The organism is Streptomyces flavusporus (assembly GCF_046267975.1).
Taxonomy (GTDB): Bacteria; Actinomycetota; Actinomycetes; order Streptomycetales; family Streptomycetaceae; genus Streptomyces; species Streptomyces flavusporus.
This window is the reverse complement of record NZ_CP176503.1, coordinates 2807398-2820461: the sequence shown is the minus strand read 5'-3', so window position 1 is coordinate 2820461 and position 13064 is coordinate 2807398. Positions and strand designations below refer to the sequence as shown.

Genomic DNA, 13064 nt, shown 5'->3' with positions numbered 1-13064 from the left:
GCTGAAGTTCAGGGTTGCTTCCGCGCCAGGACCGGCTCATCCCTCGGCTGTGGCGCCCACTCCGATTCCCTCGATGTCCACACCTCCGGAGACGCCCGCCTTCGCACCCGCGAACGCCTCACCGCCCAACTGCACACCATCGAGACCGGCCCCGCGTAGGCTTCGGCCTCCCCGGCGAGCTTCATCGGCCCGTTGGTGAGCGAGCCCTCCGCGCTGGCGCGGCCGAGGTCAGCATGCGCCTCGGCCTCGCCCAGCTTGCCGGCCCCGGTGTTGGGCCCGGTGACCGATGTCCCGACGCCGGGGCCGGAGGCCTCGCTCTCACCTTCAGAGACCCACCCGTCGGTCTTCGTGGTGGCCTTGGGATCCGGCTTACCGGCCTTCGCCAGGTCACCCACAGCCGAGGCGTTGAACCCGCCGATCCCGATACCGTCCGTCGAAACATCGCTCGTCGCACGGGCCAGCGCCCGCTTCACGCTCTGGTCGGCCTCGTCGACGGCCTTGACCGCCTTGGCGATGCCGTCGGTCCAGCCCTGTGCCTTCTCGCGGGCGTCGGCCAGCAGTTGGGGGTAGTCAGGGTCGTGATGGAGGGCGTACTGGGGCAGCGGTGCTCCGGGCATGTTGGAGGGGCGTGTGCGGGACGGTTGCGCATCCAGCACCGCTGCCCTTAGGTGATCTTGGTGAGATAGGGGCCTCGGTCTATCAGTTTTGCGCGGTGAACCGTATGAAGGCGGCCCACCCCTGAAAGGAGACGGACAGGACCTTCCACGTCCTGTCCTTCGAGTCGCGGACATGCACGATGCCGGAGTGGGACGCGACCTCCACGCAGTCGCCGCCCTCGGCGCCGCTGTAGCTGCTCTTGAACCACGCCAGTTCATCGGCGGTACGAGTGGTCGGTTCGGCGTTCATAGCCCTCCCAGCAACTTCTCGATGTTGGCCAGCGACTCACGTGGGGTGAGGGCCTGCGCTCGGATGATCCCATAGCGGGCGGCGAGGGCACGGACCTCTTCTCGATCTGTCACCAGTGTGCTCTTGCCCTGCGCTTCCATGTAAGCGAACTGGTCGCCGCCCTGCCGGGTCAGCACCGTGAAAGGGCCGTCGACTCCCGCATTGTCCTCCCGGTCGCGGGGCATGACTTGGATTTCGACATTGCGCTTCTGGCCGATCAGCAGAAGCTGCTCGAGCTGGCCGCGGCGCACGGCGGGCCCGCCCAGGCCGCGCGTCAACACGTACTCCTCCATGACGAAGTTCAGCAGCGGTGCCGGCCACCTACTGAAGATCTCCTGCCGGGCCAATCGAGCTGCGACACGCTGCTCGATCGTGGCCTCGTCCAGAAGGGGCCTGCGCATAGCCAGCAAGGCGCGCATGTACTCCTCGGTCTGCAGGAGCCCCTTCACGATGTGCGTGTCGTAGGCGCACAACTCAACCGCCTCCGCCTCCAACCGCGCCGCATCCCGAAAGAACGCCGGATACTGCGCCTGTGCCACCACCTCCTTCCCCGCCTTCAAAACCCCGCCTGCATCCAGGACTTCGTCTGCTCGGTCGATGAACTTCGGCGGCGGAATCCGCCGCCCCTGCTCGAACGACGCAATGGTCGACGCCGAATACCCCGTCAGCGGTCCGAACCGAACCCGGTCCATCCCTGCCCGCACCCGGCACAACTTCAACTGCTGCCCGAATACGTGCAGAAGCGCCACTCCGAACTCGGCGTCGGGCAACACACCCGCATCCGCGTCCGAGACTGACTCGCCCTCCGCCGCCCGCTCCCGCTCCCGCTCTTCCAAGCCCTGCCACCCCTTACAGCGTCGTCGCACCCCGCCTGCCCGCGCCAACGCGGCGGCCCGGAACCGGTCACGCCCCAAGCCGCGTACAACGCCGACCATGCCGCGTACGGCCCGCCCATGTCACAGCGTTACGCCTGGTCAACGCTACGCACACGACGAGACCGTATGCGTCATGAATCAGGCAACTCACTCCGAAGAGCACCCGTCGCAACGCTGCCTGCATCCAACGGAGTTCGCGATGTGCTTCACATCCACCCCACGGGGCGCGCGGCTCGCCCGCCGACTCGTCGCGCACAGGCTTGCCGACTGGGGTCACCCTTACGACTCCGACGCCAACGAGACCGTCACCCTCATCGCCGCCGAACTCGCTGCCAACGCCATCCGTCACGGACACGTCCCCGGCCGCGGCTTTCACCTCCGGCTGAAAGTCACGCCGTACGTCCTCCGTGTCGAGGTCGCCGACACCCGCGGCGAGCGCGTCCCCGACCCGATCGTGCCGAGTCCGCCGGCCTCGGACGCCGAGTCCGGTCGCGGCCTGCTCCTGGTCGCGAGGCTCGCGGACCGTTGGGGGGTGACTCCCCGCGAGGCCGCCCCAGGCAAGTGCATCTGGGCGGAACTCGACATGCCGAGATGTGTCACGGCAGGCCTCCGTGAGTAATCCGAGGCGTTGCGATTTTCGCAAGCGGCGGTTACTGTGCGTGTATGGACGAGACTGTGATCGACCGTGTGCGCAGGGTCATGGAAGCAGCTTCAATGAGCCAGGCTGCGTTCGCCGAGAAGGTGGGCCTCACACCCGACAAGCTGTCCAAATCGCTCAAGGGCGTGCGCCGCTTCACCTCGCTCGACCTCGCGTTGATCGCCGAGGCGGGCGGCAGGACGGTGGACTGGCTGCTCACGGGGCGTGAACCGTCGCGCCCCTCGTTGGCCGCACGGACGGCGGACGCGACGGCTCCCGGACGGGAGCACGTGGGTGATATCGCGAGCCGGTTCACCGCGGCGTACGAGGTGCTGGAGCTGCTGGGGCGATTGCCGAAGCTGCCCCCGCTCCCCACCGTGCGTACGGATCTCGCGCGTTACGTCGATCAAGGGGAGAAGCTGGCTCATGATGCTGCCGCATCCCTCAAGCCGACGGACGCCCACTGGACCGTAGCCGATCTCGAAACCGACGCTCTGATCACAAGGTGCTCCGAGACCTTCGGCGTGGACATCGCAGTCACGCAGCTGCCCGACGGTGTCGACGGACTCGCGTGGCACACGGACACTTTCCGTCTCGTCCTCATCAAGCCCACCGAGATTTGGACCCGGCAGAGGTTCACTTTGGCGCACGAACTCGGCCACATCCTGGCCCGGGACGCTCAGGAACCGGTGGTCGAGTCCGATGTGGCGCCGGGCCGCCAGAAGGATCTGACAGAGGTGCGGGCGAACGTATTCGCCTCAAATCTGCTGATGCCTGCACCGGAAGTCACGCACCGCTTCCAGCAACTGGCCGACAGCCAAGGCGGCCTCAGTGACGAGGCATTTTCCGCGCTAGTCGTCGGTTTCAAGGTCTCGCCGAGTGCCCTGGCCGCACGCCTGAGCCAACTCGGCCTGATCGGCGCAGAGTCGGCACAGCACTACCGCGGCCTCACCACCCAGATCTGCCACCTGCTCGCCGGAGCGACAGACGCCTTCCAGCGACAGCTCGCCTGGGCTGCCGCCGGGAGGTTCCCCGTGCGCGTCGTATCGGCTCTGTACAGGTGCTACGCCGACGGGGAGACCACCCTCCGTCCCCTCGCAGCCCTCTTGCGAAGGGACGTGGACGAGCTGCACGACATCCTCGACCCGACGCAGCCCGAGGTTCCGGAACCGACAAGCGGTGAGGCGGAAGAGGGAGACCTGGTCTTTCAGCCATGAGAATCTGCTGGTTCCCGGACAACACGGTCCTCTGCAACTTCGCCTCCGTCGACCGCTTACCGCTCCTCGAAAAAGTGCTGAACGGCCGCGGACGCTGGACCGAGGCCGTGGCTTACGAGGCCAAGCAGTCCGCCAGGTACCTTCCGCCGTTACGAGGGCTCAAGGAAGCAGGCTGGCTGGGCGACCCCATCGAGATCACCGACTCCCGGGAGCTGACTGAGGTCGACCGCGTACGTCGAGCCGTCTTCAACGGGCCCGCGTCCGCGCCGACGAAGCACCTCGGTGAAGCCGAGACATGCGTACTGATCACCATGCGGACCGAGTTCCGCGACTCCGTGTGGATCACCGACGACCGGTCGGCCGGCGCGTTCGCGCGCCGTCGCGGCATCACCACCAAGGAGACATTCGACCTGATGAACGGGGCCGTAGTCGATGGGCTGATCAGTGCCGTGGATGGTCACGAACTCCTTGACCGAATGCAGGCAGCCGGGCGCCATTTGCACCGTGTTTCGACATGTCCTGAAGATCTCATGCGCTAACCCGAAAGGGGCCTGATGGAGCGTCAACTGCACCGCTAAGGGTCCTCAACACCCGGCAAACCCCAGACAGTCGTCGAGGACGTCATGGCGGTACTGAAGCTGGCATAAGCCGTGCCGGACGGTGGCGATGAGATTCGTCGCGGTATGGCGGGTCGCGTTCAGGGGGACATGCCTATCCGATTGATCGCACGTGCCGACGAGTTACGTCACTCCTGAACCGCGCTCGCCTTGCAGGTGGCAGAGGCCTCGACCTCGCTTGTGAAGGACGTGATGAGGCGTTTCATCGCGTCGGCATCGCTGTGTTCGGAGCCCTGTGCCTGAACCGCTGTGTACAGCTCTTGGCCGTACTGGGTGTCGACGCAGCCGTCTGTCTTGCCGAACGCTTCGTTTCCTGAGTAGCGGAATCTGCCACCCTCGGCTGAATGATCATGGTTTTCGAGGGACTGGCTATATGCAAAATAGGAGGTATTCTTCCCTTCTTCCAGCCATGCCTGTGTCGTAGTGACGATGAGTTTCTTGTCGATGACCACCTCGCAAGTCTTGACCCCAGACGCGGCTTTGTTTCGAACGTCAATGTCGCGTCCTGCCGGAAGGAAAGAGGCGAGATCGTCGGATTCGACAGCAACCCCGCACAGTGCGTCGGGGATCGAGTAGTCGCGCTTCTGCTCATTTCCGCCGCACGCTGAGAGTGTGAGGATGAGGGCTGCAATCGCTGAGATGGCCGCCACGCCGCGTTGCTGCGAAGCTGTTTGGCGATATTTCACAAGAACCCCTCTGTCGGGCGAGGATCGTCAGAAGGCCCCGATGCTTCCCGGTGCTTGACCCTGAAGAATGGCGCGTGCATTGAGATATCCCTGTTCTGCGGCGTCTCGTGCCACCAAGCCGGCGTCTGTCGCATCGACTGTGTGGTATTTATCCGCTGCGTTTCGGGCTGCGTCTTCCATGATGGTCTTATTTCTTACCTGCCCATCCTGCCAGAACTGGCCCCCAGTTTTCTGGGCATCGTCCATGGCATGGCCTTCGGCGTCCTTGAATACCGATTCAAGGATCATGCTGGTCGCGGTTCCGGTCCCACCGGCGATCATCGCGCCGACCCAGGGGGTTGCGACGAAGGATGTACCCACTCCGACGACGGCGCCAACGGTGCCGGAGATCAGGTTCTTCCTCTGTGCCACTGAGTGCTCATACGCCTTGTTCTTGTCCGAGGCTTCCTGTCCGATGGCCTCCTGGGCACCCAGCGCGAGTGTGCCGGACACCTCGCCGGACCTTCCCGTAATCTGCTCGATGAGGAGTTTCTCGTCGTCGGACAGCCGTTGTGCCGCTGGCAGGTCCGGGCTCAAGTGGTAGTCCAAGAGTTTGCCCATGTACGCTTTCTGGCCCACTTCGACTGCGGCGTAGCCTTCCGGGTTCTGTCCAACAGCGAAAAGGAGTTTGCTCACAGCAATGTGCTCCAGTTTCGCCTCGGAGCCGTTAACCGGATACAGCTTCTCTACCTCTTGCCACTTTTCTGAATTCGGGTCCCTTTCCACATCGGTCATGGAACGATTGAGGTCCGGCAGATACTCCGAAGTGATCTGTCCGATGCTGTCGGACATGTATCCGTTCTTCGTCAGACGCTCAGGGTCGTCTGCAATCGACGCGACCAGACTCTCCATGAGCTTGGTTTGCTCCCGATTGTGCGCCGGCGTGTCCGGGGTGGGCAGCTCACCCGCCGGGTGCCCCGTGGTGGCCGCCTCCAGAGCCAACGCGAGATTGTTCTGGCCTGTGTGGAGATCGTCGCCCTTGAAGTTGGTCTCCTGAGGCCAGTCCCGTTCCTCGAAGAGGTACTGGAAGTTGGACAGCGTGACCTTGCCGGGCTTGTCGTCGTCGTCCTTGTCTTCTTCGAAGGGGTTGTCCGGATCGTTATGGGAGATGAACTCCTGATTGAAGAAGTCGGTGGCCGCGTCGGGGCTGTTGGAGAGGCCCTTCAGGTAGCCGGTGAACGGATCTGACCCGCTGTCCTCACCAATTCGGTTCAACGTTGGGGACGCGCCCATCTCCCGCCACACCGTGTTGGCGTGCTCCCCGTTGCCGGTGAGCTTGCGCTCGGTGGCCATGAGCTTGGTTCCGTAGTCCTTCAGGAACTGGTCGTCGTAGTCCCCGGTTCGCATCAGGTTGCTCATGACCTGGAAGCCCATGGGGCCGCCCTGGTTGCCGTGGATCAACTTGTCGCCGTTGTCGATCATCGTGCGCTTCCACTCGGTCATCGCTACCGAGTCGATCTGCGTTGCGTTGGCGAGGGTCGTCCCGAGGCTGCGTTGCAGGTCGTCCAGCTGGTCGAGGCGCTCCCGCCCCAGCTCGTAGTTGCCGTGGTAGGGATCGCTGACCCCAGCCCAGAACTCCAATGTCTTCTGGGGCCCGAGAGTCGTGGCGAACCGTTCGGCGAAAAGATCGTCGTTGCCGTACTTCTTGAGCCCGGCGGTGAGTTGGTCGAACTCCTCGACGGTGAGGTCCTCGGGGTTCTTCCGCGCCAGTTTCGCCAGCCTCTCGGCCTGTTTGATGGCCTCTGCCGCGGCGTCCCGGCTGGAGTAGTTGGCATCCGAGAAGCCAAGCTTGCTCTGGTCGGCGATGGCAGTGAGAACGGTCTTGGCCGAGTTGTCGCTCTCCGTCGCCTTGTCCAGGATCTTCTGCAGCTCGTCGCGGAGTGTGGTGATCTCGGTCTGGTTGTTCTTGTCCTGCTGGGCTCGTCCCTCCGGCGGGACGTTCGAGGTGACGGTGAATCTGCCCTCGTACCCGATGACCATGAGGTTGTTCTTCCGGCCGCCCTCGATGGCGTCAACGAGCTGCTGGTGAAAGAGCTTCAGCTCGTTCCGTGTGTCCTCGAGAATTTTGTGGATCGTTCTCGCCTGAATGTGCGCGTCGGTGAATTCTTCGGCCGTCTTGCCGATGAACTCCTTCGTCACCTGGGCGTCCACGCCGGCCCAGTCCGCCTTGTTGGCGGCCTGGCGCAACTCGTCCTGGGCATCCTTCTTCAACGTCTCGAGGTCATTGACCAGGGTCGACCAGTCCTTGACGGCATCGTCGAGCAGCTTGAAGTTGGCGTTGCGCAGAGTGTCGAGGTCCATCGGTCTCTATCCCCAGAGGTGTCGAGCAGTGGCTGAGTGAGTCGGTGAGGTCGTGCCGGTCCGGGCAGTGACGGCGGGGTTCGCCGTCGTCCGCCTCATCCGCGGCTACTCGTCCTTCTTCTTCTCGCTCTTCTCTCCGTAGATGGGATTCTTCTCGCCGGGCTGACCAACCCGTTCGTCGAAGCCGGCGTCGAGTGTGGCGATACTGCTCATCTGCCGCACGATGTAGTTCTCGCCGGCGCCATGGATCTTCTTGCTGACCTGCAGGTGGTTCGTGATCTGCGCGCAGGCGTCCATCAAGGACTTGAGCTGCTCCTCCCACCGGTTCGACACATGCTGCAGCCCGGCCCCAAGCGCAAAACCCTGCTTCGACAGATCGCCGGCTGCGGAGTCGCTGGTGGGGACAGCGACGCGGGCCTTGTCCCATAGCGCGTTGTACAAGGTGTGCGCCGACTTGCTGATCTTGGTCAGCGAGGCGTTCGGAACTTCCAGGCGGCCGTAGTGGGTGGGCCCCCCGGCAATGCCGGGCGAGCCGTCACCCGGGTCGAGCTGATTCAACTGCATCTGCGTGGACTGCCGTTCGGCCGCCTGGGCCTTGAGCTGCTCCCACTCGTCCCATGCCATGCGTGACCCTTCCCCCGTGCCGCTCTGGCCACCGGAGCGCGTGTCAGGTGGATGCCGCGGTTCCGGTGCGCTGGTTGCCAGCCAAATTAGCAAGCCGGTTCAGGGGAGATCAGGGGCAGTGCTGTTGTGTGTGCTTTGTTCGGTGTGAAAGTTCGAAGGAGAGGCCAGCTGAGGGAGGCGGACAGTGGCAGGGCAGGACAGGACAGGGGTGCGGGGTGGCGGGTGCGGACTGGCTGTCGAGGCGTCGAACACGTCGCTGCTTGATGGAGTTTCGCAGCGAAGGGGCAAATGGGGCAAAGGTGCAGGGCACTGTAACTGGGTTAACACACACCTCAGTTGGAGCGGATGCGTTGGGTGACTACAGTGGTACCTGCGATGTGAGGCTCGACTTGCTTTGCGATCGTAGGGGCGAGTGGTCGGTTGGCCTCAGCCCATCGGCGTACGGGGAAACGGGGAGGGAGCACCATGCTTCCGGCAGACATGGTGGGGGGCGTGTCCGCTGCCAGGGCGGCGGACCTGGAGGCCAGTGGTGAGGCGCTCAGCGACTTCGTGTCGCGGGTGGACACGGTGCTTCGGGACCTTGAGGAGTCGGCCGGCAGTCCGACGAAGGTAGGCGCACAGACGATCAAGGAGTCGTCCCTGAGTAGCGGGCTGGCGAGCCTCTTCCCTGAAGCGCAACGGTTGTTCGCTCAGTACAACAACGTGCACGAACAGCTCACCTCCTTGTCTAAGACCCTGCATCTGCAGATCGAGGCCATCGGTATCGCCGTCAAGGGGGCGTCTGTCGGCTTCGACAACCTCGAAGAGGGACAGCGCCGCCGGTTCTGGGCGATCCAGTGGGAGATCGAGCAGATCCAGGATAGGGCGAGCGTCGAGCATGCCGGCAACGGCACCGGCCTGAAGGCGTGACGATGACCGACGAGCAACGCAAGGCAGACCTGGAGCGTGTCTCCAATCAGAACTCCTTCGCAGACGTGGCCCGGATCGTCGAGGAGCCTCACGGCGGCGGGCTGTTCAGCAGGTTGGTGACCGACCCTCTGCATGCAGTGGTTGGGTCCACCCGCCAAGGGAAGGCCGTATTCGACAGCACAGACTTCGATGCAAAGAATCTCGACCTCAACGAGATGATCGACCTGGTCGAGCAGACGAACCCTGAGGACCTGGAGTCGTCCGGCAAAGCCCTGTGGGACGCACGCGACGCCATCAAGGCGGCAGCGGACGAGCTTGACGGCCGTATCAACAAGGTCCGTTGGGTCGGACGGGCCGGCACGGCATTCCGCGAGTGGGGCGGTTCACTCGTCACGAGCACGCAAGACCTGAGTGACTTTGCTGGCAAGGCGGGCGATCAGATCACCGCTGCCGCGGTGGGGCTCGCGTCGGTACGCAAAGCCATGCCGGCGCGTGACCCGAACAACCGGAAGCGCCCTGAGAGCTTCACCGACGCCGAGAAGGCTGCGAACAAAGAAGACTACGACGCTGCCGTAAAGGTGGAGAAGGACCGCCAAGAGGCGATCAACCAGATGAATCGGTTGGCGTCCTACTATGCGGTCTCAAGTCAGCAGCTCCAGGTCTTGCAGGAGAAGCCTCCGACGTTCAAGCCGATGCCGAATGTCGGGGTGCCTGAGCCTGAACGTTTGCCAGGCTCTGGTCCTGGCGGGTCTGCCTCATCGGGTGACGGCGCGGTGGCAGGCACAGGTCATCATGCGCAGGTTGAATCATCTGGGCGTGCCGGAACGTACGGCACAGGTGATGCACCGTTCCCTTCGACATCCGCCAAGGGGACGGTCACGTACCCCGAAAGTCCTGTCGGCACGAACATCGACAGCGTCGGCACTCTGCCACCCACCACCACACCCGCGACTGGGCATACGCTGCCAGTCACCGGAACCCCACCCACGGTGAGCGGCCAACCCGGCGTGCTTGAGAATTACGGGCCTCAGATCCCGAATCGTGCGTCCGGCAGGACTACGGGCGGAACGAGCGGTCTTCGCACCCCTGCCTCCGCTCAGGGCCGCACTCAGCCCGGCTTGACCAACTCCGTCACGGGGCGCACCACGGGGCCGGGTGGCACGAGCCAGATGGGGCGTCCCACGGAGACTGGCCAGCCGGTTGCCAGGGGGAACGGCTCCGGTTCGAAGCCGTTCCCGATGGGGCAGGGGGGCGTGACCGGTGGCACACCCCGCGCCAGCGGTACGACAGGACCACGAGCCAACGTCGGCCCGGCTACTGGCGCGGGTCGTGCGAACGGTGTGGTCGGGGGGCGACCTGCGACCCCGGGTGGTACTGCGGCGAAGGGAGGGCCGAGGATTCCTCGTGGCACGGTGATCGGCGCTGGTCCGACGGCCAATCCCCGGCCGTCGACCGGTGGCCCCGGACAGCGTGGCGTTTTCGGAGCACCTCAGTCGGGCGTAAGGCCCGGTACTGGCGCTGGTGGTGCTTCTAGAGGCGGCACCACAGGCGGGTCTAAGCCTGTGAGTAGCAGTCCGACTGGGCGCAATTCCGCCATCCACACGGAACGGAATGGCATGACGCGCGGTGGCACGGGCCTCGTGCGTGGGCCTGGTAACAAGGGCAAGCCGGGGGACGAGAGAAACGCGCAGGGTACAGCGCGTCCGGACAACTTGGTCGAAGGCGAAGAAACACACCTGCCCAACAAGCCCCGGCGCGATGTGCCGCCGGTCGTCAACTGAGCACTAGCGAGGACTAAAAACGCCATGAAGTCAGGGACCAGCCGACGAGCCGAGCGGGCTGCGCATCTCGCGACATGGTGCGGTAGACGAGTGCGTGCTGCGAGCGCGATCGTCGGCACCCTGGCTGCCGTGAGTGTGGGACTGGCTCCAAATGCCGCTGCGGCTGACGCCCAGTCGAAGCAGTGGTACTTGGGGCCGATGCAGGTTGAGCAGATGTGGAAGGTCAGCAGAGGGGAGGGCGTCAAGGTCGCCGTCATCGACAGTGGCGTGAACGCGAATACACCCTCGCTGAAAGGACAAGTCCTCGTCGACGAAGTCCCCGAGGCGGTCAACTTCCGTGCCACTGACGACTACTCGGGCCATGGCACCACCATGGCCGAATTGATTGCAGGTACGGGCGCGGGCGGGGGCCTCCAGGGACTGGCGCCTGGCGCAAAGATCGTCCCGTATCGAGTGCAGCTCGAAGGGCTCAAGGATGGGGCGGAGAAGGAGAAGACGCCCTTGTCCTGGGAGGCGCTGAGGGCTGCAGCCGACACCGACGCCAAGATCATCAACATGTCCATCGGGGGCATGACCAGTGAGGAGGGCGAGGCAGCGGTCAAATACGCTGCTTCAAAGGGCAAGCTGCTCGTTGCCGCCGTAGGCAACGACGGCCATCCCGATATGCCGGCTGCTTACCCCTATGTAGTCGGTGCTGCGGCAGCTGACTCAACGCTCGCCATAGCGAAGTTCTCGAAAGAATCGTCACAGGGCTTTGCCGACCTCGTGGCGCCCGGTGTGGCGATCCCTCGGTGGTGCGACGTGACATTCCGTGCGTACTGTGATGCAAGCGGAACGAGCCACTCGACCGCCCTCATCTCCGCCGCCGCCGCCCTGATCTGGTCCGCCCACCCCGGCTGGACGGTTAACCAGGTCACCCGCGCCCTGATCGACACGGCAGGCCGCTCGTGGCCGAAGGACGAGCCGAGCAAGTACGCGGGCTATGGATTCATCCGCCCTCGCCTGGTGCTGGAGAACCCTAACTACGACGCAGGCGCACCGAACGTTGATCCGCTGGCGAAGGTGAACGGCGGCGATCTGTTGGCCAAGTCGGCGGACAAGGACGAGAAGGCCGACGAGACGTCGCCCTCCGCGTCCACTTCTGCATCAGCTGCGTCACAGGCCCCGGAAAAGGGTTCGACCGGCGGCACCTCCGCGGCAGGATCAAGCGCGGAATCCGCCGACGACAGCAACACCCTGTGGATCGCCCTGGGCGCCGCAGCCACAGTGATCGTGATCGGCGGCGCCGGTGCGGCCGTCCTGCGGGCACGGCGTGCGGGATGACGTGATCAGCCGCTCGAGCCACGTGGCCAGGTGCCTCATGGGCCACTGGGTACGGGCCTCCGCAGCGTCATCGCCCGGTTGAGGCGATGACGCGGGACCAATCGACCAGAAAACAGACAGAGGAAGGGAAGGCTGGTCATGGCTACGGACCAGAAGCTTGAAGATGCAGCAGTAGTCAAGCTGCAGAAGCAGATGTACGAGAAGTACGAGAACATCCGGAAGCGGGTGCATGGGCTTCAGGGCGTCATCGACGGCCTCGAGGGCCAGTGGCACGGTATCGGTCGTGCGGAGTTCGACCGGAAGCAGTACGAGATCAACGAGTCGCTGAAGAACATCGGCGTCATCCTCGGCGATGTCATGGAAGCCATGACCACGGCACGCAACATCAAGGACAGCAAGGAAGACGAGGTGCGCGCGTCGGTCAACCGGATCAACGTCAACGACGGGGCTCCCACGGTTCAGCCCTCTGCTTTCAACTCGATGTGAGACGCGCGGGAACCGAGGACATCGGTTCACGACATCGGACATCGGTAGTTCACCGCACATCACCGGCACACGCGAGCGAGACGAGGTAGGCAGACATGAGCCGTAACAATGACGGCCTTTCCGTCACTTATGACGGGCTGGACTTCGCAGCCACCACGATTGGTAACGAGGCGAAGCAGCTCGAGCAGGATCTGCAGGAGCTCCGGCAGATGGTCGAGAACAGCCGACAGTACTGGGCGGGTCAGGCCCAGGGGCAGTTCGGCGAGAAGCTGCGCCGTTGGGACAAGGAAGCCAACGACATCCACCAGGCGCTGATGGGTATCGGCCACGTCGTCGGCCAGTCCGGCGGTACGTACATGGAAGGCGACAAGAAGGCGGCCAGCTACTTCCTGTAGACCGCATTCTGGCCGAGTGTGGCTGTCGAGGGTGGGTGTGCGCGGGAGACACCCACCCTTCTTCTTTTCTGGCGCCCGAAGTCCGCCGCCGCTGCGACCGCAGGGGCGCCTGTTGATCCACCCGCTTGTTCGGCACGGGATTCGACGAGCCGGATCCAGGGATCGGAGACGGCACCGCTGACTCCGCCCTGGCCGACCAGCCGCACGACCTGTGTCGATGCGTCAGCAC

Annotated in this window: 14 protein-coding genes; 8 read left to right on the top strand and 6 right to left on the bottom strand. The window is 64.3% G+C overall.

All coding sequences use genetic code 11. The features are described from left to right. Positions 1-8: 8 nt before the first annotated feature. The 3 genes from ACKTSN_RS13380 to ACKTSN_RS13370 form a co-directional block, all read right to left on the bottom strand. Positions 9-617 carry a hypothetical protein gene (locus tag ACKTSN_RS13380; protein WP_409469330.1) on the bottom strand — a complete coding sequence of 203 codons (609 nt, stop codon included), beginning with the start codon at positions 615-617 and terminating at the stop codon, positions 9-11. A gap of 82 nt (positions 618-699) precedes the next feature. Further along, the gene (locus tag ACKTSN_RS13375; RefSeq protein WP_409469329.1) at positions 700-906 is read right to left on the bottom strand and encodes a DUF397 domain-containing protein; all 207 of its coding nucleotides are present in this window, start codon (positions 904-906) and stop codon (positions 700-702) included. Beyond that, complete coding sequence (locus tag ACKTSN_RS13370; protein WP_409474821.1) at positions 903-1718, bottom strand: helix-turn-helix domain-containing protein; 816 nt, start codon at positions 1716-1718, stop codon at positions 903-905. The genes ACKTSN_RS13375 and ACKTSN_RS13370 overlap by 4 nt, the downstream gene beginning before the upstream one ends. A 301-nt stretch (positions 1719-2019) precedes the next feature. Between ACKTSN_RS13370 and ACKTSN_RS13365 the strand changes: the two genes are divergently transcribed. Genes ACKTSN_RS13365 through ACKTSN_RS13355 form a run of 3 tightly spaced genes read left to right on the top strand, consistent with a single transcriptional unit; the run spans position 2020 to position 4213 of the window. Beyond that, positions 2020-2439 (top strand): ATP-binding protein, encoded by a 420-nt coding sequence (locus ACKTSN_RS13365; protein ID WP_409469328.1) that lies wholly within the window; start codon positions 2020-2022, stop codon positions 2437-2439. A 44-nt stretch (positions 2440-2483) separates the two neighbouring features. Beyond that, positions 2484-3674, top strand: a complete 1191-nt coding sequence (locus ACKTSN_RS13360) for a helix-turn-helix domain-containing protein (RefSeq protein WP_409469327.1) — start codon at positions 2484-2486, stop codon at positions 3672-3674. Continuing rightward, a complete protein-coding gene (locus ACKTSN_RS13355) occupies positions 3671-4213 on the top strand; it encodes a hypothetical protein (RefSeq protein ID WP_409469326.1) in 543 nt (180 codons plus the stop codon). Before ACKTSN_RS13360 ends, ACKTSN_RS13355 begins: the two co-directional genes overlap by 4 nt. A 206-nt stretch (positions 4214-4419) precedes the next feature. Here the strand turns inward: ACKTSN_RS13355 and ACKTSN_RS13350 are convergent, their stop codons facing one another. The 3 genes from ACKTSN_RS13350 to ACKTSN_RS13340 form a co-directional block, all read right to left on the bottom strand. Beyond that, a complete protein-coding gene (locus ACKTSN_RS13350; protein WP_409469325.1) occupies positions 4420-4977 on the bottom strand; it encodes a hypothetical protein in 558 nt (185 codons plus the stop codon). 27 nt (positions 4978-5004) lie between these two features. After that, positions 5005-7317 carry a hypothetical protein gene (locus ACKTSN_RS13345; RefSeq protein WP_409469324.1) on the bottom strand — a complete coding sequence of 771 codons (2313 nt, stop codon included), beginning with the start codon at positions 7315-7317 and terminating at the stop codon, positions 5005-5007. 105 nt (positions 7318-7422) lie between these two features. After that, complete coding sequence (locus ACKTSN_RS13340; RefSeq protein WP_409469323.1) at positions 7423-7941, bottom strand: hypothetical protein; 519 nt, start codon at positions 7939-7941, stop codon at positions 7423-7425. A gap of 465 nt (positions 7942-8406) precedes the next feature. Between ACKTSN_RS13340 and ACKTSN_RS13335 the strand changes: the two genes are divergently transcribed. From ACKTSN_RS13335 to ACKTSN_RS13315, 5 genes are all read left to right on the top strand, one after another. Then, positions 8407-8850, top strand: coding sequence for a hypothetical protein (locus tag ACKTSN_RS13335; protein WP_409469322.1), 444 nt, complete (start codon positions 8407-8409; stop codon positions 8848-8850). A 2-nt stretch (positions 8851-8852) separates the two neighbouring features. Further along, positions 8853-10631 (top strand): WXG100 family type VII secretion target, encoded by a 1779-nt coding sequence (locus ACKTSN_RS13330; protein ID WP_409469321.1) that lies wholly within the window; start codon positions 8853-8855, stop codon positions 10629-10631. A 90-nt stretch (positions 10632-10721) separates the two neighbouring features. Continuing rightward, entirely contained in the window at positions 10722-11954 is a 1233-nt protein-coding gene (locus tag ACKTSN_RS13325) for a S8 family serine peptidase (protein ID WP_409469320.1), read from the top strand. Between the two features lie 138 nt (positions 11955-12092). Further along, positions 12093-12440 carry a hypothetical protein gene (locus ACKTSN_RS13320; protein ID WP_385272480.1) on the top strand — a complete coding sequence of 116 codons (348 nt, stop codon included), beginning with the start codon at positions 12093-12095 and terminating at the stop codon, positions 12438-12440. 95 nt (positions 12441-12535) lie between these two features. Beyond that, positions 12536-12835, top strand: a complete 300-nt coding sequence (locus ACKTSN_RS13315; RefSeq protein WP_224733539.1) for a WXG100 family type VII secretion target — start codon at positions 12536-12538, stop codon at positions 12833-12835. The last annotated feature ends 229 nt before the right edge of the window (positions 12836-13064 follow it).

Excerpts from the sequence above, each read along its gene's own strand:
- ACKTSN_RS13380 (WP_409469330.1), bottom strand. The coding sequence starts at position 617 with ATGCCCGGAGCACCGCTGCCCCAGTACGCCCTCCATCACGACCCTGAC.
- ACKTSN_RS13375 (WP_409469329.1), bottom strand. The coding sequence starts at position 906 with ATGAACGCCGAACCGACCACTCGTACCGCCGATGAACTGGCGTGGTTC.
- ACKTSN_RS13365 (WP_409469328.1), top strand. The coding sequence starts at position 2,020 with ATGTGCTTCACATCCACCCCACGGGGCGCGCGGCTCGCCCGCCGACTC.
- ACKTSN_RS13360 (WP_409469327.1), top strand. The coding sequence starts at position 2,484 with ATGGACGAGACTGTGATCGACCGTGTGCGCAGGGTCATGGAAGCAGCT.
- ACKTSN_RS13355 (WP_409469326.1), top strand. The coding sequence starts at position 3,671 with ATGAGAATCTGCTGGTTCCCGGACAACACGGTCCTCTGCAACTTCGCC.
- ACKTSN_RS13345 (WP_409469324.1), bottom strand. The coding sequence starts at position 7,317 with ATGGACCTCGACACTCTGCGCAACGCCAACTTCAAGCTGCTCGACGAT.
- ACKTSN_RS13340 (WP_409469323.1), bottom strand. The coding sequence starts at position 7,941 with ATGGCATGGGACGAGTGGGAGCAGCTCAAGGCCCAGGCGGCCGAACGG.
- ACKTSN_RS13335 (WP_409469322.1), top strand. The coding sequence starts at position 8,407 with ATGCTTCCGGCAGACATGGTGGGGGGCGTGTCCGCTGCCAGGGCGGCG.
- ACKTSN_RS13330 (WP_409469321.1), top strand. The coding sequence starts at position 8,853 with ATGACCGACGAGCAACGCAAGGCAGACCTGGAGCGTGTCTCCAATCAG.
- ACKTSN_RS13320 (WP_385272480.1), top strand. The coding sequence starts at position 12,093 with ATGGCTACGGACCAGAAGCTTGAAGATGCAGCAGTAGTCAAGCTGCAG.
- ACKTSN_RS13315 (WP_224733539.1), top strand. The coding sequence starts at position 12,536 with ATGAGCCGTAACAATGACGGCCTTTCCGTCACTTATGACGGGCTGGAC.